The following is a 16,934-nucleotide window of genomic DNA, read 5'->3' as shown; positions in this document are numbered from 1 at the left end:
ACAAGGAGTTTCGATGCGCAACGCCTGGTCCGGTCACACGTTCCCGCACCCTCCCGGGCGTCGGCGCTGGATGAAGGACGCCCACAGCATGGATCCGGAGCGTCCGGTCCAGCACATCCTCGAGCACCATCGCGACCTGGGTCCCATCTTCGAGATCGTCGTCTTCGGCCAGAAGTTCGTGTTCGTCGCGGATGCTGAGCTCGCGGCCGAGCTCAACGACGAGAAGCGGTTCGTCAAGGCAAACTCGCCCGCGCTCGAGGGCTTGCGGGGCATCGCCGGCGACGGACTCTTCACCGCCCGCAACGACGAGCCCAACTGGCAGCTCGCCCATGACCTTCTCGTGCCGGCGTTCACCAAGCAGGCCATGCAGCGCTACCACCCCGTGATGGCCGAGACGCTCGACGAGCTCTTCGTGGTCTGGGACTCCGGCGACGGGCGCGTCGACGTCGGTGGGGACATGACCCGGCTGACCCTCGAGACGATCGGCCGTACGGGCTTCAGCCAGGCGTTCGGCTCGTTCACGACCGACGAGGTCCACCCGTTCGTCGAGGGGATGGTGACGGCCCTGACGCTCGGTCGGCGCAAGGGTGTCATCGGTGCCCTGCCCGGCGCGCGGATCCTCGAGCGACGGCTCGACCGCCGGCACGCCGACCAGCTCGACTACGTGCGCGGGTTCCTCGACGACATCGTGCGCTCACGCCGTACGGCAGCGACCACCGGCGGCGACGACCTTCTCGGCATCATGCTCGACCAGGCGCACCCCGTGACCGGGCAGCGGCTGAGCGACGAGAACATCCGCTACCAGATCCTGACCTTCCTGGTGGCCGGGCACGAGACGACGTCGGGCGCGCTGTCGTTCGCGTTCTACTACCTCGTCCGCCACCCGGACGTGCTCGCGAAGGCCGTTGCCGAGACCGACGCGATCCTGGGGGACGACCCGGACGCGACGCCGTCGTACGAGCAGGTCCCGCGGTTCCGCTACCTCCGCAAGGTGCTCGACGAGGCGCTCCGGCTGTGGCCGACGGCCCCCGGCTACGCCCGCAGCCCGCGCGAGGCGACCACGCTCGGCGGGCGGTGGACGATGACGCCCGACGACTGGGCGCTCGTGCTGCTGCCGCTGGTCCAGCGTGACCCCGCGGTCTGGGGCGAGGACGCCGACGTGTTCGACCCCGACCGTACGAGGCCTCGCCTCGCGTCGACCGCGAAGCCGTTCGGCACCGGCGAGCGCGCCTGCATCGGACGCCAGTTCGCGGTGCACGAGGCCACGATGGCGCTCGCCCGGATCCTGCATCGCTACGACATCGCCGGCGACGCGTCGTACGAGCTGACCATCAACGAGCGGCTCACGCTGATGCCGGAGGACTTCCACGTCACGCTCACGCGTCGCCGGCCAGCGACGGGTGGCACGCCGCTGCCTGCGGTCGAGGACGCGCCCGCCGCAGCGGCCGTCTGCCCGTACACCGGATCGACCTCCGGCTGATCCCTCCTGGGGTGGCGCGCCTACCGTGACAGTGGTGCTGTTACGGTGTGGCGTCCGTCATCCGGAAGACGCCTCTCGGAAGGTTGCCCTCATGTCGTCCCCCGCGTCGTCGCGCCGCCGCATCGTCACCGTCAAACGCGTCCTGATCGCGCTGCTCGCCCTCGTCGTCCTCGCGGCCGTCGCCTTCTTCACGATCGTGCCCGGGGTCGTCGAGCGCAGCATGAACACGATCGAGCCCGGACCCCTCCCTGAGGTGACCGAGGAGACCCAGGCGCTGCACGACTCGCTCACGATCCTCGACATGCACTCCGACACGCTGCTGTGGAACCGCGACCTCCTCGACCGCAGCGAGCGCGGCCACGTCGACCTGCCCCGTCTCGAGGACGGCAACGTCGCGCTCCAGGTGTTCTCGTCGGTGAGCAAGTCGCCCAAGGGCCAGAACTTCGACTCGAACAGCGCCGACACCGACAACATCACGCTGCTCACGATCGTGCAGCTCCAGCCGCCGCGGACCTGGGGCTCGATCTTCGAGCGCTCGATGTACCACGCGGATCGGCTCCAGGACGCCGAGGAGCGGTCGGACGGCAGGCTGCGCATCGTTCGTACCAGCGAGGACCTCACCTCCCTGATGGCCGACCGAGCCGCGGGCGAGGACGTCACCGGAGCACTGCTGTCCCTCGAAGGGCTCCAGCCCCTCGAGGGGGACGCCGGCAATCTGGAGAAGCTGTACGACGCCGGCTACCGCATGGCGGGCTTCACGCACTTCTTCGACAACGAGGTCTCGGGCTCGATGCACGGCGAGGAGAAGGCAGGACTCACCGACCTCGGTCGCGAGGTGTTCGACGAGATGGAGCGCCTCGGCATGATCGTCGACGTCGCGCACGCCAGCCACCCCGCGGTCGCCGAGATGCTCGAGCGCGCCACGAAGCCGGTCGTCTCCAGCCACGGCGGCGTCCAGGCCACCTGCGAGGTCAACCGGAACCTCACCGACGACGAGATCCGCGGGATCGCCGCCACCGGTGGCGTGGTCGGCATCGGCTACTTCGACGGAGCGGTGTGTGACACGAGCGCCGAGGCCGTCGTCGACGCGATGGTCCACGTCCGTGATCTCGTCGGCATCGAGCACGTCGGGCTCGGCAGCGACTACGACGGCTCGGTCGCCGTCCGCTGGGACACCTCCGACATCGCCGTCGTCACGCAGGAGCTCGTCGACCGAGGCTTCAGCGACACCGACATCGCCGCGATCATGGGCGGGAACGTGCAGCGGGTGATGACCGAGGTGCTGCCGAAGGGCTGACCGGCGCGCTCGCCGCCAGGACACCGAGGCAGACGATCCAGATGCTCATCGCGGCGATCTGGAAACGCTGCGCGATGCCCGACTGCCACGAGGACGAGTCGATGGCGGCGAACCCGCCGAAGAGCAGGATCCCGACGACGCCACCGATCCAGAACGTCAACCAGCCGGCGCGGCGGACCCAGCGCTGCCGCTCGTCGGCGGCCAGCGCCACGGCCACCGCGCCGAGGAACAGCGCTGCGGCGGACACGATGCTGGATCCGTCGTGGACCCACCGCTGCCACTGGTCGGCAGCCGTTGTGCAGACCTCGTCGGTGCGACAGGGGAGAGGAACGATTGCGGCCACGATGCCTCCGAGCGCGAAGACCGCGGTGAGCCAGAGTCCGGCGGTGCGCCAGCGTGAGGCCGGCAGCGCGGCCCGCACCCAGGGGAGCAGCGCGAGCACGAGCACCGCGCAGACGACGTCGGTGACACGGAGGAGCCCCGCCGTCGGAGAGCCCGGGACCTCGAGCTCGCTGACCACCGCGAACCAGTCGTGGTCCTGCGAGACCATCACGTCGAGAAGGAAGTTCGAGTAGAGGAATCCCGCCACGACACCGGTGGCGACGAGCAGCACCCCGCGCCAGCTCTTCACCCGGGAAGCCTAGTCCGGCCGACTGACGGACGCTCACGGGTCGCGTACGCCCGGGCGCGGTGACTCGACAGCGCCAGCACCACCAGGATGTTGACACCCACCGTCATCACGCCGGCCAGCGTGATCCCCGCGCGGCCTACCACGTCTGTGAGAAAGGCCGTGCTCGTCGCGACGACACACACGCTCATCAGGACGAGCCGTGCGACGTTGCTCCCGCGCAGCACACCGATCGCGAGTCCGAGGTCGATCAGCCCGAGGAGAGCGAGGACGGGGGCGGCGAACGCGGTCACCCGCCGGACGTCGTCGGCCGACACCGTCTCGCCTGCCCCGCTCACCGAGTCGGCGAGCGAGTCCGGCGACACCACCACCACGACGACTGCGGCGAGATAGAAGATCGCTCGGAGTGCAGCCACACCTGCTCCGAACACCGTTGGACCGGGCAGGCGGCTCCGGCTGTCGCTCGGCGTGACCGGAGCATCCGGTGGCACGCCAACTTCGCGAACATCGACCACCGGAAGGTCGCCGTCGGTCTCGATCAGATCCCCGCCACCGTTGCGTGAGTGGTAGCCGGTCGAGAAGTTCGCGATGGTCGCGACGCTGGCGCGTGGCTCGGCCGACGTCACCGTCGAGACGACGTGGTCGCGCTCGACGTCGGTGTCGGCATCGATCTTGTGGGTGACCTGGAGCGTGAACAAGGAGAGGCCGACACGCTTGTCGTACGTCGCCGCGGCCAGCCAGTCGACGGCGAAGCCGCCGGGCAGCATCCACCCGTCGGGACATCGCCAGAAGCGGACGTGGTGGCGCTGAGAGGGCGTGCCGTCGACCTCCCGCTCGTACGCGAAGTCCTGCTGCCGGTCGAAGAGGACGAGCGGGCTGACAGGTGCTCGCGGGTAGCTCCGCCGTCGCAGTGTCGAGGTGACGATCTTGCGTCCCGCGCTGAAGTCGAGATCGTCGGCGCGAACCCACCCCGCCGTCTCCATCGCCCGGTGCAGCTGGACTTCGTGCCCGCGCCAGGCGACGTTGACCGGGTCGCCGAGCAGACCGTCGCTGGTGCGCGCTCGCCCGATGAAGTACCCGGGGAGATAGATGTGCGTCAGGATCCGGTGCAGACGGGGGAGCAAGAGGTAGGCGACGAACACCCAGAAGACGACGAGAAGGATCGACTGCCAACCTGGCCGCACGCCCTCGATCAGGAGGAGCACGGCGAACCACGCCGCCGACACGGCGGAGAACGCGAAGAACGCGCCGTCGATCGCGTCCAGGACCGAGGTGCGGCTGGTAAGTCGCCTGCGCGTCCCCCGCATGGGCACAGTCTCGCCGACGCGCCCTGCCGCCGCCCGCGAACTCGGTTAGGTTTCGGGAGTGACCTGGGGGCTGATCGGCGCGTTCGGCGCTGCGCTCTGCTACGGCGTGGGCTCGATCCTGCAGGCGGTGGCTGCGCGCGAGACCGACGTCGCCGAAGGCCTGGACCCTCGCCTGCTGCTGCGCCTCGCCAGGTCGTGGCGCTACCTCCTCGGCGTCGGCCTCGACGGGCTCGGCTTCGTCCTCTCTCTCGTCGCCGTGCTGTCGTTGCCTCTGTTCGTCGTGCAGTCGATCGTCGCCAGCTTCCTGGCGATCACCGCCGTGCTCGGCGCGGTGTTCCTCCGGATGCCGCTGACCTCCCGCGACAAGGTGGCCCTGGTGGTCGTCATCGGCGGACTCGTCCTGGTTGGCCTCTCCGCCGCTGAGGACCGGGCGGTCGACGTCAGCGACGCCGAGCGGTGGGGTGTCCTCGTCGTGTCGATCGCGCTGGCGGTGATCGCCGTACCGTGCGCGCGGCTCGCCGGTGCCGCCGGAGCGGTCGCCCTCGGCGCGATCGCGGGTCTCGCCTTCGGCGCGACGGCCGTCGCAGCCCGAATGCTGCCCGAGACCCTGTCGTACGACGCTCTCGGCGAGGACGTGCGCCTCCTGCTCGGCGATCCAGCGACGTACGCGCTGCTGGTCGCGGGAGCCGTCGCCCTGCTGACGTACTCGACCGCGCTGCAGCGGGGCACCGTGACCCAGGCGACCGCGCCGCTGGTGGTCGGGGAGACGATCGCTCCCGCCCTGGTCGGCATCGCGCTCCTCGGCGACCGACCGCGCGAGGGGTGGGAGTGGGCGGCGATCGTCGGCTTCGTCCTGGCGATCGCCGGCGCAGTGAGCCTGGCGCGGCATGGTGAGGTCTCTGCCGAGCAGCCCGTGGACGTTCCCGTGGAAGGAAGCACCGCATGAGCCGTACGCCACAGGGGTCCGAGCCGGCCCGCTCCGACGAGGCAGGGAGTCGCGCCACGGCGGGCTCCCGCCGGCTGCTCGACGACCGCTGGCCGGACGTCTTCGCGGCAGTCGTGTACGCGTTCGCGACGTTCGTCGTGATCGTGGCCCTCGTCCCGCCGTGGCGGCGCTACTTCTCGCGAGACGACGACGTGGTGTCGCTGATGACGATCCCGATCGTGCCGAGCCTCGTGTACGGAGCGCTGCTCGTCGTCCTTGCCGTGGCGCTGCGGCGCCGATTGCGTGCGGCCTGGTGGGTGCTGGCCCTCTGGTGGCTCCTTCTTCCCGAGGTCGGACGGATCGTCGCCGTCGCCGCCGGGGATGCGAGCGTGCCGCTCGTGATCGGGCTGGTGGTCGGAGCGGGCCTGCTGGTGGTCGCCTGGGTCGCGCGACCGCAGTTCACCGCACGGCGCGTCCCCGGCAGCCTCCGGTCGGCCCTCGCCTTCTTCCTTCTCGGCGGAGCGGTCGTCCTTCTGGGTGGGGCCGCCCTCGTCCACCGTGTGGGGGACGCCCCGACGTTCGAGGCAGCAGCCGAGTACGTCTGGGGTGGGATGCTCTCCGACGTCGGCCGGTTCGGCTCGGAGACGAGCGTGTCCGCGCCGATCTGGGTCCGTGCCCTGATCGGGCTGAGCGGCGCTGCGGTCGTGCTGTTCTCGGCGCTGCTGCTCTTCCGACCGCCGCGCAGCGCGCGCACCGGCGCCGTCGCCGACGAGGCGCGCATCCGCACCCTTCTGCGTGAGTTCGGCGACGAGGACTCGCTGGGCTACTTCGCGACGCGGCGGGACAAGGCCGTCGTCTGGGACACGGAGAACCCCGAAGAGGCCCGGGCGGGCGTGTCGTACCGGGCCGTCGGCTCCGTCAGCCTGGCGAGCGGAAACCCCGTCGGCGACCCGGCACGCTGGGACGTGGCGATCGCCCGGTGGCGCGACGCCGCCCGGTCCAACGGTCTGTCGCTCGCCGTCATGGGTGCCGGCGAGAAGGGTGCGGCTGCCTACGCCGAGGCGGGTCTCACCGCGTTCGACATCGGCGACGAGGCGATCGTCGACCTCCAGGCCTTCTCGCTGAACGGGCCGGGGATGAAAGCGGTACGGCAGTCGGTGGCGCGTCTGCAGCGGCACGGCTACACGACCCGCATCGTGCGGCACGAGTCGCTGAGCGCCGACGACTTCGCCGCGCTCGGCGAGGCGGCTGCCGACTGGCGCGGCGACGGCGGCGACGAGCGTGGCTTCTCGATGGCGCTCGGCCGGATGGGCGACCCCCTCGACGGACGCTGCCTGATGGTCCAGGCACACGATCCCGAGGGGGCGCTGCGAGGGTTCCTCAGCTTCGTGCCGTGGGGGAGGAGCGGGCTGTCGCTCGACCTCATGCGGCGTGACCCGTCGGCAGACAACGGGCTGGTCGAGCTCATGGTCGCCTCGCTCGCCGAGCACGCGGTCGACTTCGGCGTCGGCCGCGTGTCCCTGAACTTCGCGATGTTCCGAGAGGCCTTCGAGCGCGGCGCGCAGATCGGCGCCGGACCGGTCGCCCGGCTCTGGCGGCAGGCACTGCTGCTCGCGAGCCGCAGCTGGCAGCTCGAGTCGCTGTATCGGTCGAACGCGAAGTACCACCCGGCCTGGCAGCCGCGGTTCATGTGCTTCGAGTACGCCTCGGACCTGCCACGGGTCGGTACGGCCGCGGGCAGCGCCGAGGGATTCCTGACGCGGCCGACCCTCTCGAGCCTCCTTCACCGCCGCGACGGGGGCAACGCCCTGGACACGGCGAGCGCCAGCCACGCCGAGGCGGTCCTCGCCCTCATCCCGCCCGAGCCGGACCTGGTCGCGGAGGCGCTCTCGACCACCCACCTGCCCGAGCAGATGCGCGTCCGCCGCGAGAAGCTCGACCGCATCCGCGCCAAGGGGATCGACCCGTACCCGGTGGGCTGCCCGCGGACCCACACTCTCGCCCAGGTCGTCGCAGAGTCGGGGGAGCTGCCGCCGGACACCACGACCGGACGGCAGGTGTCGGTGGTGGGCCGCATCCTGCTCAAGCGCAACCTCGGCGGGCTCGGGTTCGCCACGTTGCGTGACGGCAGCGGCGACCTCCAGGTGATGGTCGACGAGGCTGACGTCCCGGCCGAGACGTTCGACCTCTGGCAGCACGACATCGACCTCGGCGACCAGATCGGCGTGACCGGCGAGGTCATCACCACCCGGCGAGGCGAGCTGTCGGTCCGCGTCCAGGAGCTGATGCTGACCAGCAAGTCGCTGCGGCCGCTCCCGGACAAGCACAAAGGGCTCACCGACCCGGAGGCGCGGATCCGCAACCGCTACCTCGACCTGATCGTGCGTCCGGAGGCCCGCGACATCGCCTACACGCGGTCGACGGTCGTACGCAGCGTCCGCGACTCGCTCCAGGCGCGGGGCTTCTTCGAGGTCGAGACGCCCGTGCTGCAGCTGATCCACGGCGGTGCGAACGCGCGTCCGTTCGAGACCCACCTCAACGCGTACGACCTCGACCTCTACCTGCGCATCGCGACCGAGCTCCATCTCAAGCGGCTGCTGGTCGGAGGGATGGAGAAGGTCTTCGAGGTCGGGCGCCAGTTCCGCAACGAGGGCGTCGACTTCAAGCACAACCCGGAGTTCACGTCGTTGGAGGTCTACGAGACGTACGGCGACTACCACACGATGCGGGTGCTGACGCAGGAGATCATCCAGGAGGCGGCGATCGCCGTTCACGGCTCACCGGTCGCGCTGCACACCGGACCGGACGGGAAGGTCACCGAGCACGACCTCTCGGGCGACTGGCCGGTGAAGAGCATCTGCGAGGCGGTCTCGGAGAAGCTCGGCGAGGAGATCACCCCGGACACCGCCCGCGAGGACCTGCTCCGGCACGCGGGAGCGATCGGGCTCGAGGTGGATCCCGACGTGCACTGGGGGCCGCTGCTCGAGGAGATCTACGAGGAGCTCTGCGAGAGCCGTACGACCACGCCGGTGTTCTACACCGACTTCCCCAAGGAGAACTCCCCGCTGACGCGCCAGCACCGCGACGACCCGCGGCTGGCGGAGAAGTGGGACCTCGTGATCTTCGCCGCCGAGCAGGGCACGGCGTACTCGGAGCTGGTGGACCCGGTCGACCAGCGCGAGCGCCTCGTCTCGCAGTCGCTGCGTGCGGCGGCCGGCGATCCGGAGGCGATGCAGGTCGACGAGGACTTCCTCCGTGCGCTGGAGTACGGGATGCCGCCGACGGGAGGGATGGGACTCGGCATCGACCGGTTGGTGATGAACCTGACCGGACTCTCGATCCGCGACACCATCCTGTTCCCCCTCGTTCGTCCGGAGCGCTGACGCGGGGATGACGACGAACGATCGGACCAGCACCAGCGCGGTCCAGAAGGTCGGCGTCCTCACCCTGGCGGGACTCGTCGTCGGCTCGATGGTGGGCGGCGGCGTCTTCACGCTGCCGAAGGAGTTCGGCGCGGCCACGGGTGTGCTCGGCGCGGTCGTCGCCTGGACCATCGCGGGCACGGGCATGCTCATGCTGGCGTTCGTGTTCCAGTCGTTGGCGATCCGCCGGCCTGACCTCGACGCCGGCATCTACAGCTACGCGCAGGCGGGATTCGGCAACTATCTCGGCTTCAACTCCGCGTGGGGCTACTGGGCGAGCAACGTCGCCGGGAACGTCTTCTTCATGGTGCTCACCCTGGCGACGCTGGGCGAGTTCTTCCCGGGGCTCGGTGACGGCGACACCGTGCTCGCGGTCGCGATCGCGTCCGTCGGTGTCTGGGTGTTCCATGCGCTGATCGCGCGAGGTGTCCGTCAGGCCACGGTGGTCAACCGGGTCGTGACGGCGGCGAAGCTCGTGCCGATCCTCGTGTTCATCGTGATCGTCGCGGTCGCGTTCGACCCGGCCACGTTCGCCGACAACATGCTCGGCGAGCAGGGCGGCGGCTCCAGCTCGTTGTTCGAGCAGGTCACGGACACGATGCTGATCACGACGTTCGTCTTCCTCGGGATCGAGGGTGCGAGCGTCTACTCACGTCTCGCGGCACATCGGCGTGACGTCGGCCGCGCGACGGTGCTGGGTCTCCTGAGCGTCCTCGCGATCTTCGTGGCCGTCACGATGGTCTCGTACGGCGTCCTCCCGCGTGCCGACCTCGCCGACGCGCGGCAGCCGTCGATGGGGGCTGTGCTCGAGTCCGTCGTGGGCCCGTGGGGAGCGACGTTCATCAGCATCGGCGTGATGATCTCGGTCCAGGGCGCGTACCTCGCGTGGACGCTGCTCAACGCGGAGATCCTGTACACGCCGGCGAGGTCCGCGGTCATGCCGAGGTTCCTCGCCCGGACGAACCGGCACGAGACACCCATCGCCGCGCTGCTCGTGACGAACATCGCCGTCCAGGCGCTGCTGCTCCTGGTGCTGGTCATCGACGACGCGCTCGACTTCATGCTCAAGCTCGACACGGCCCTGACCCTCGTCCCGTACCTGCTCACGGCCGGCTTCGCGCTCAAGCTGACGATCACGCGCGAGACGTACGGGCCCGGCGACGAGCGTGAACGGCGTCGGCAGCAGCTGGTCGCCGTCCTTGCGGTCGTCTACTCCTGCTTTCTCCTCTACTCAGCGGGCGTGGAGTACCTCCTGCTCGCGTGCATCGTCTACGCGCCGGGCACGCTCCTGTACGTCGTGGCCCGACGCGAGCGGTCGCGCAGGGTGTTCACCCGCGCGGAGGCCCTGTGCTGCGTGGTGCTCATCGGCGCAGCAGTCGCGGGTGTCGCGCTCGTGGCGGCGGGGACCATCGACCTCTGACGCCCGACCTCACCCCGCGTGCCGCACGCGGGACAGGTCCTTCGACACGTCCTGCAGCTCCGCGTTCGTCGCAGCCGGGTCCAGGATCGTCTCCTCCGCGTCGAACATGAGCGGGAGGAATCCCACCGAACCCTGCCCCCCGCCGAGCGGGACGGTCGCGTCCCAAGAGACAGCGCCGCTCGCGAGCTCGAGCCAGGCCAGCAGCAGGTCGGCGCGTGCACGATCTCGCCGGTCGCCACCGGTCGGCTGGAGCACCGCGTGGGCCTCGGAGGGCGTCAGCGCCGAGGTGTCCTCGGAGAACACGCTGGACACCGCGTCGACGATCTCGAGGTAGCCCGCGGCGAAGGCCGGGTCGACGTGAGGCTTGCCCTTGCCGCTGTACTGGTGCTTCCACCAGCCCTGCCCCTGCGTGGAGGTGGCGTCTCCCGTGACGATCACGCCGAGGTCGTCGGAGGCCGTCGCGCCGTCGTCGTCCGCGAGCTCCAGGAGGAGCTCGACCACACCCGGCACGGTCTCGTTGACGTCCACATCGTCGCTCGCGAAGAACGGGAAGGTCCCGAGCGGGGTGGGCGTGGGCGGCTCGTCGGGCTCTGGTCCGACGCCGTCGTTGAAGGAGGTGATGCTGATCGGACCGCTGCCGTCGTCCCAGGTGAACGTGAGGTCGTCGGAGCCCGGGTCGGACCCGTCGGCCTCCACGGTCGCCGTCTCGCCGATCTCGGTCACGACGTACGCGCCGCCCGGGAAGGTCACGGCGTCGCCGTCGTCGATGGCGACGCTCGGACCGAGGTTGGTGACGACCACCGGGAAGTTCGCCGTACCCACACCGCCGTCGTCGTCGGTGACCGCGACCGTGACCGTGTAGGACCCGTTGTCGCCGTACGGGAAGTCGGCCGTGATCGTGCCCGTCCGTGGCGCCCCCGGGCCACCCGGGTCGTCGACCGTGACGGTCGCCGGCCTCGGTCCGCCCGTGCCGGTGCCGAAGTCGACGGTCGCCGTGTGGGTGTCCGGCCACCCGGGATCGGCGAACGTCGCCTCGACGGAGATGGTTCCGCCCTCGTCCGTCGCGGTCACCTGCGCCGGGTCGACCGTCACCGTCGGGACGACGTTCGTGACGTCCCGGGTGAAGGTGACCGAGCCTGTCTCGCCCTTGTCGTCGGTGGCCGTGATCGTCACCGGGTCGGAGTCCGGTCCGTCGCTCGTCTGCTCGCTCCACGTCCACGTCCCGGCACCCATCACCACGGCGCCGCGTGAGGCCGACAGGCTCGTGACGGTGCTGTCGGGATCTGCGAACGTGCCCGAGTTCGTGGCTGTCGAGCCCTCCGGTGCCGTGACCGTGGCCGCGTCAGCCGTCACGGTCGGCGGCTCGTTGGGCGCGCGCAGAGCTGCGAGGAGGTCGATGCGCGGTGTCGTCGCGGTCGTCGTCCCGGCCGCGTTCGTCGCATAGGTGATCGGCACCCCCGTCGTACGCAGGTCGTTCATGAGGTCGCCGACCGTACGCGCCGGGTAGGCGGCACGCAGCACGGCGAGGGCTCCGGTCACGTGGGGCGCCGCCATCGACGTACCGGACTTGCTCCCGTACGTGTCGTCGGGCTCGGACGAGATGATCGAGCTTCCCGGTGCGAACACGTCGAGGAGCCCTCCGCGGTTGCTGAAGCCGGAGACGGCGTCGGCATCGGTGGTGGAGCCGACGGTGAACGCCGTCGAGATGCAGCCCGGTGCGCCGGTCGCGTTGAGGTGGCTGTCGTTCCCGGCGGAGATGACGGTGGCGACGCCGGCCGTGAGGAGGCCGTCGATCGCGGTCTTGCGCGTGTCGCCGTCGCACGCTGTCCCGTTGTTACCGCCGCCCAGGCTCATGTTCGCGGCGACGACGTTCCAACCGGGGTTCGCGGCGTCCAGGGCGATGAGCTGGTTGAGCGCGTTGATCTGGTCGCTGGGATAGGTCAGCACGCAGGGCGTCGGGTCACCGACGCCGTCGGGGTCGCAGTCGGCGGTGTCGTTGAACCGGGTGAACACCTGCATCGCGATGAGCTGTGCTCCGGGAGCGACACCGTCGCCCGGCGCGTTGGTGCTGTCGGTCGCCGCGCTGCCCGCAGCGATGCCGGCGACGTGGCTGCCGTGGTCGCAGATGTTGGCGTTGGTCGCGTTGAGGCAGGCCGCCACTCCGTCGACGGTCGCGTTGGTGTCGGTCGTCGTGCCGTCGGGGCACAGGCTGTCCTCGTCGGAGGCAGCGGGCGTCGACGAGCAGAACTGGGAGACGATGCGCGCGCCGCCCGTGCCGTAGAACGGGTGGTCGGCGTCGATGCCGGTGTCGAGCACCGCGACGGTCGCTCCCGTGCCGTCGAACCCGAGCCCGTGGACGTCGTCGCCGTTGATGACCGGCAGCGACGACGCGAGCGACGGTCGTTCGGGGACGTCCTCCATCAGCGAGACAACGTCGGGGTGGGCGGCCAGCTGCTCGAGCTCGTCCGCGGGCACCTCGAGCACGGCGACCGGCAGGCGGCTCATCGTCCGCACGACGTCGGCGTCGGTGTCCTCGGCCACGCCGGCGACGTCGCTGCGCTGCTCGACGCCGACGACCACCCGGACGGGATCACCCTCCGGCGCCGCGACGGCGCCTCCTTGCCCGAGCCAGACGAGCGTGCCTGCCGCCAGCGCGACGGTCGATGCTGCTGCCAATAGCGTGCGTGACGTCCCCATGATCGCCCCCCGGTCGATGCTTCTCGCGACGTTACGACCTCAAGGTGTCATGCATTGTCTGTTTTGTTCCTCGGTGCGTCACAGCATCGCCTGTCCGCCGTCAGCGAACGGTCGTCGGCGTCGTGAGGAGTGCCGGGCTAGCGTGGTGATGTGAACGACGCTCCCTCCACGGTCGGCGAGCTGCGCGCCTCCGGCCACGTCCAGAAGTCCGTCCGCGAGGAGGTCCGCGACAACCTCCTCGCTGCCCTCGCCGAGGGCAGCGATCCGTGGCCCGGCCTGCACGGCCTCGAGGACACGGTGATCCCTCAGCTCGAACGAGCGCTCATCGCCGGTCACGACGTGGTCCTGCTCGGCGAGCGCGGGCAGGGCAAGACCCGGCTGCTGCGCACGCTGGTCGGCCTGCTCGACGAGTGGACGCCGGTGATCGCGGGATCCGAGCTCGGCGAGCACCCGTACGAGCCGATCACACCCGTGTCGCGCCGTCGCGCCGACGAGCTCGGTGACGCGCTCCCCGTCGAGTGGCGGCACCGCGACGAGCGGTACGCCGAGAAGCTGGCGACGCCTGACACCAGCGTCGCCGACCTGATCGGGGACGTGGACCCGATGAAGGTGGCAGAGGGCCGTTCGCTCGGCGACCCGGAGACGATCCACTTCGGTCTCGTCCCGCGCTCCCACCGCGGCATCGTCGCGATCAACGAGCTGCCCGACCTCGCCGAGCGGATCCAGGTCGCGATGCTCAACGTGATGGAGGAACGCGACGTCCAGATCCGCGGGTACGTCCTTCGGCTGCCGCTCGACGTCCTCGTGATGGCCACCGCGAACCCGGAGGACTACACGAACCGCGGCCGCATCATCACACCGCTGAAGGACCGCTTCGGGGCGGAGATCCGTACCCACTACCCGCTCGAGCTCGAGGACGAGATCGCGGTCGTCAAGCAGGAGGCGGCGCTGGTCGCGACCGTGCCCGACTTCCTCCTGGAGATCCTCGCGCGCTTCACGCGGGCGCTGCGCGAGTCCAACGCCGTCGATCAGCGCTCCGGCGTCTCGGCGCGGTTCGCGATCGCCGGCGCCGAGACCGTGGCCGCTGCTGCTCTGCACCGCGCGACGATCCAGGGCGAGGAGCACGCGGTCGCACGGGTGGTGGACCTGGAGACGGCCGTCGACGTGCTCGGAGGGAAGATCGAGTTCGAGACCGGGGAGGACGGTCGCGAACGCGAGATCCTCGCGCACGTCCTGCGTACGGCGACGGCGGAGACCGTGCGCCACCGCCTCCGAGGCATCGACTTCGCGCTGCTCGTGGAGGCGTTCGGGTCCGGCGCAACGGTGATGACGGGTGAGCAGGTCGCCGCGACGGACGTGCTCGCAGGGCTCCCGGTGCTCGGCGAGTCCGAGCTCTACGACGAGGTCATCGCGCGGCTCGGCGCCACCGACGACGGTGAGCGCGCCAGTGCGATCGAGCTGGCGCTCGAGGGTCTGTTCCTCGCGCGCAAGATCGGCAAGGACTCCGGCGGTGGGGAGACGGTGTACGGATGAGCGAGGCCGTCCCCGATTCGGGCAGTTCGGGAGCTTTCTGGGACGCGATTCGGTCCCAAAGTGCCCAAATCGGGGTCGGGACGGGGGCGGGGATGAGGGGACAGGAAGGTGGGCGATGAGCAGGCGCGACAGCAGGTACGGCCGGTACGCCGGAGGTGACCCGTTGGCGCCACCGGTCGACCTCGCGGAGGCGCTGGACGCGATCGGTGAGGACGTCATGGCGGGCTACTCGCCGGAGCGTGCGATGGCCGAGGTGCTGCGCCGGGGGACCCAGGGCCAGCGCGGTCTGGACGACCTGGCCCGCCAGGTCGCCCAGCGCCGACAGGACCTGTTGCGGCGCCACGACCTCGACGGCACGATGCGCGAGGTGCGCGAGCTCCTCGACCACGCGGTGCTCGAGGAGCGCAAGCAGCTCGCGCGCGACCTCGACGACGACGCGCGCTTCGCGGAGATGCGGATCGAGAGCCTGCCGTCGTCACCGGCAGCCGCGGTCTCCGAGCTCGGCGACTACGCGTGGCGCAGCCCGCAGGCGCGCGAGGACTTTGAACGCATCAAGGACCTCCTGGGCCGCGAGATGCTCGACCAGCGGTTCGCCGGGATGAAGCAGGCCCTCGAGAACGCGACAGAGCAGGACCGCGAAGCCGTCGCCGAGATGCTGACGGACCTGAACGCGCTCCTCGACGCTCACCGCAGGGGCGAGGACACCGAGCAGCAGTTCCGGGAGTTCATGGACAAGCACGGCGAGTTCTTCCCGGAGGACCCGCAGGACGTCGACGAGCTGATCGACGCGCTCGCTGCGCGGTCGGCCGCGGCGCAGCGGATGCTCAACTCGATGACGCCGGAGCAGCGCGAGGAGCTCATGGCGCTGTCGGCGAGCGCGTTCGGCAGCCCCGCGCTGCAGGAGGCGCTCGGCCAGCTCGACGCGAACCTCCAGGCGCTGCGGCCCGGCGAGGACTGGGACGGCGCGGAGCAGTTCGGCGGTGACCAGGGGCTCGGGCTCGGCGATGGTACGGGTGTGCTGCAGGAGCTCGCCGACCTCGACGCGCTGGGCGAGCAGCTGTCCCAGGCGTACCCGGGCGCCCGCATGAGCGACATCGACCTCAACAAGCTCGAGCGGCACCTCGGCCAGGACGCGGCCGTCGACGCTCGCACGCTCACCGACCTCGAGCGCGCGCTGCGCGACAGCGGCGCGCTCAAGCGCGGGACGGACGGCACCCTGCGCCTGTCGCCGAAGGCGATCCGACAGCTCGGCCGGTCGCTGCTGCGCGACGTCGCGCAGCGGATGTCGGGCCGGCAGGGTGCGCGGGACGTCCGTCGTGCTGGCGCGGCAGGCGAGATGTCGGGCGCGACGCGAGAGTGGGAGTACGGCGACACCGAGCCGTGGGACGTCACGCGCACCATCACCAACGCCGTCGTCCGCACCGTCTCCGCAGGCGACGACGCGCGCAACGGCGTACGCCTCGACATCCGTGACGTCGAGGTCAGCGAGACCGAGGCGCGCACGCAGGCGGCCGTCGCCCTGCTCGTCGACACGTCGTTCTCGATGGCGATGGACGGGCGCTGGGTGCCGATGAAGCGCACCGCGCTCGCGCTCCACACGCTGATCCAGAGCCGCTTCCGCGGTGATCACCTCCAGCTGATCGGCTTCGGTCCGTACGCCGAGGTGATGGACATCGACGAGCTGACGGCGCTCGACGCGAAGTGGGCCAAGGGCACCAACCTCCACCACGCGCTGCTGCTCGCGCGGCGCCACTTCCGCAAGCACCCGAACGCCCAGCCGGTGCTCCTGATCGTGACCGACGGCGAGCCGACGTCGCACCTCGAGGCCGACGGCCAGCTGTTCTTCACCTACCCACCGTCGCCGCGCACGGTCGCGTTCACGGTCAAGGCGCTCGACGACGTGGGTCGGTTCGGCGCGCAGACGACGTTCTTCCGGCTCGGCGAGGACCCGGGGCTGGCCCGCTTCATCGAGCAGATGGCGCGCCGGGTGGACGGACGGGTCGTCGCGCCGGAGCTGGAGGACCTCGGTGTCGCCGTGGTCGACAGCTACCTCGGCTCGCGCAGCGGCTCTTCCTCGTACGACAACGGCTCCGCGTACGGCGGGTCTTACGGCGGCTGGTTCGGCGGCCGCGGGTTCTGGGTGGACGAGTAGCGCCGTCACGCGGTAGATGCCGCACGCGACTTTTTCCGGAACTGGCCTGCGCTGGCCCGCGGCACTGTAACCT

Annotated in this window: 10 protein-coding genes; 7 read left to right on the top strand and 3 right to left on the bottom strand. The window is 70.5% G+C overall.

Translation table 11 applies throughout. From position 1 onward, the window contains the following. The first annotated feature begins 13 nt into the window (after nucleotides 1–13). Entirely contained in the window at nucleotides 14–1,480 is a 1,467-nt protein-coding gene (locus GH747_RS10100) for a cytochrome P450 (RefSeq protein ID WP_149769411.1), read from the top strand. Nucleotides 1,481–1,571: 91 nt separating this feature from the next. Beyond that, on the top strand, nucleotides 1,572–2,777 hold the full coding sequence (locus GH747_RS10095; RefSeq protein WP_149769410.1) for a dipeptidase: 1,206 nt from the start codon (nucleotides 1,572–1,574) through the stop codon (nucleotides 2,775–2,777). On the opposite strand, the gene GH747_RS10090 is transcribed toward GH747_RS10095, so the two are convergent. Then, on the bottom strand, nucleotides 2,725–3,408 hold the full coding sequence (locus tag GH747_RS10090; RefSeq protein ID WP_149769409.1) for a DUF998 domain-containing protein: 684 nt from the start codon (nucleotides 3,406–3,408) through the stop codon (nucleotides 2,725–2,727). The two genes, GH747_RS10095 and GH747_RS10090, sit on opposite strands and share 53 nt — an antisense overlap. Further along, complete coding sequence (locus GH747_RS10085; RefSeq protein WP_149769408.1) at nucleotides 3,405–4,712, bottom strand: LssY C-terminal domain-containing protein; 1,308 nt, start codon at nucleotides 4,710–4,712, stop codon at nucleotides 3,405–3,407. Before GH747_RS10085 ends, GH747_RS10090 begins: the two co-directional genes overlap by 4 nt. 58 nt (nucleotides 4,713–4,770) lie before the next feature. Between GH747_RS10085 and GH747_RS10080 the strand changes: the two genes are divergently transcribed. From GH747_RS10080 to GH747_RS10070, 3 genes are read left to right on the top strand one after another with little or no spacing between them, the layout of a single operon-like run. Continuing rightward, a complete protein-coding gene (locus GH747_RS10080) occupies nucleotides 4,771–5,658 on the top strand; it encodes a hypothetical protein (protein ID WP_205602868.1) in 888 nt (295 codons plus the stop codon). Next, nucleotides 5,655–9,020 (top strand): bifunctional lysylphosphatidylglycerol synthetase/lysine--tRNA ligase LysX, encoded by a 3,366-nt coding sequence (gene lysX / locus GH747_RS10075; protein WP_149769407.1) that lies wholly within the window; start codon nucleotides 5,655–5,657, stop codon nucleotides 9,018–9,020. The genes GH747_RS10080 and lysX overlap by 4 nt, the downstream gene beginning before the upstream one ends. A gap of 7 nt (nucleotides 9,021–9,027) precedes the next feature. Next, the gene (locus tag GH747_RS10070) at nucleotides 9,028–10,479 is read left to right on the top strand and encodes a basic amino acid/polyamine antiporter (RefSeq protein WP_149769406.1); all 1,452 of its coding nucleotides are present in this window, start codon (nucleotides 9,028–9,030) and stop codon (nucleotides 10,477–10,479) included. Between the two features lie 9 nt (nucleotides 10,480–10,488). Here GH747_RS10070 and GH747_RS10065 read toward each other — a convergent pair whose 3' ends face one another. After that, nucleotides 10,489–13,176, bottom strand: coding sequence for a S8 family peptidase (locus GH747_RS10065; protein WP_149769405.1), 2,688 nt, complete (start codon nucleotides 13,174–13,176; stop codon nucleotides 10,489–10,491). Between the two features lie 150 nt (nucleotides 13,177–13,326). Here GH747_RS10065 and GH747_RS10060 point away from each other — a divergent pair, with 150 nt between their 5' ends. Both GH747_RS10060 and GH747_RS10055 read left to right on the top strand, forming a co-directional pair. After that, a complete protein-coding gene (locus tag GH747_RS10060; RefSeq protein ID WP_149769404.1) occupies nucleotides 13,327–14,709 on the top strand; it encodes a MoxR family ATPase in 1,383 nt (460 codons plus the stop codon). Between the two features lie 115 nt (nucleotides 14,710–14,824). Further along, complete coding sequence (locus GH747_RS10055) at nucleotides 14,825–16,861, top strand: vWA domain-containing protein (protein WP_149769403.1); 2,037 nt, start codon at nucleotides 14,825–14,827, stop codon at nucleotides 16,859–16,861. The last annotated feature ends 73 nt before the right edge of the window (nucleotides 16,862–16,934 follow it).

The sequence above is a fragment of the Mumia xiangluensis genome, from assembly GCF_010994095.1.
Taxonomy (GTDB): domain Bacteria; phylum Actinomycetota; class Actinomycetes; order Propionibacteriales; family Nocardioidaceae; genus Mumia; species Mumia xiangluensis.
The sequence above is the reverse complement of the archived record's forward strand: the minus strand, read 5'-3'. Positions and strand labels throughout refer to the sequence as shown.

Bases quoted from the DNA above. Each gene is read 5' to 3' on its own strand.
- GH747_RS10100 (WP_149769411.1), top strand. From the start codon at position 14: ATGCGCAACGCCTGGTCCGGTCACACGTTCCCGCACCCTCCCGGGCGT.
- GH747_RS10095 (WP_149769410.1), top strand. From the start codon at position 1,572: ATGTCGTCCCCCGCGTCGTCGCGCCGCCGCATCGTCACCGTCAAACGC.
- GH747_RS10085 (WP_149769408.1), bottom strand. From the start codon at position 4,712: ATGCGGGGGACGCGCAGGCGACTTACCAGCCGCACCTCGGTCCTGGAC.
- lysX (WP_149769407.1), top strand. From the start codon at position 5,655: ATGAGCCGTACGCCACAGGGGTCCGAGCCGGCCCGCTCCGACGAGGCA.
- GH747_RS10070 (WP_149769406.1), top strand. From the start codon at position 9,028: ATGACGACGAACGATCGGACCAGCACCAGCGCGGTCCAGAAGGTCGGC.
- GH747_RS10065 (WP_149769405.1), bottom strand. From the start codon at position 13,176: ATGGGGACGTCACGCACGCTATTGGCAGCAGCATCGACCGTCGCGCTG.
- GH747_RS10055 (WP_149769403.1), top strand. From the start codon at position 14,825: ATGAGCAGGCGCGACAGCAGGTACGGCCGGTACGCCGGAGGTGACCCG.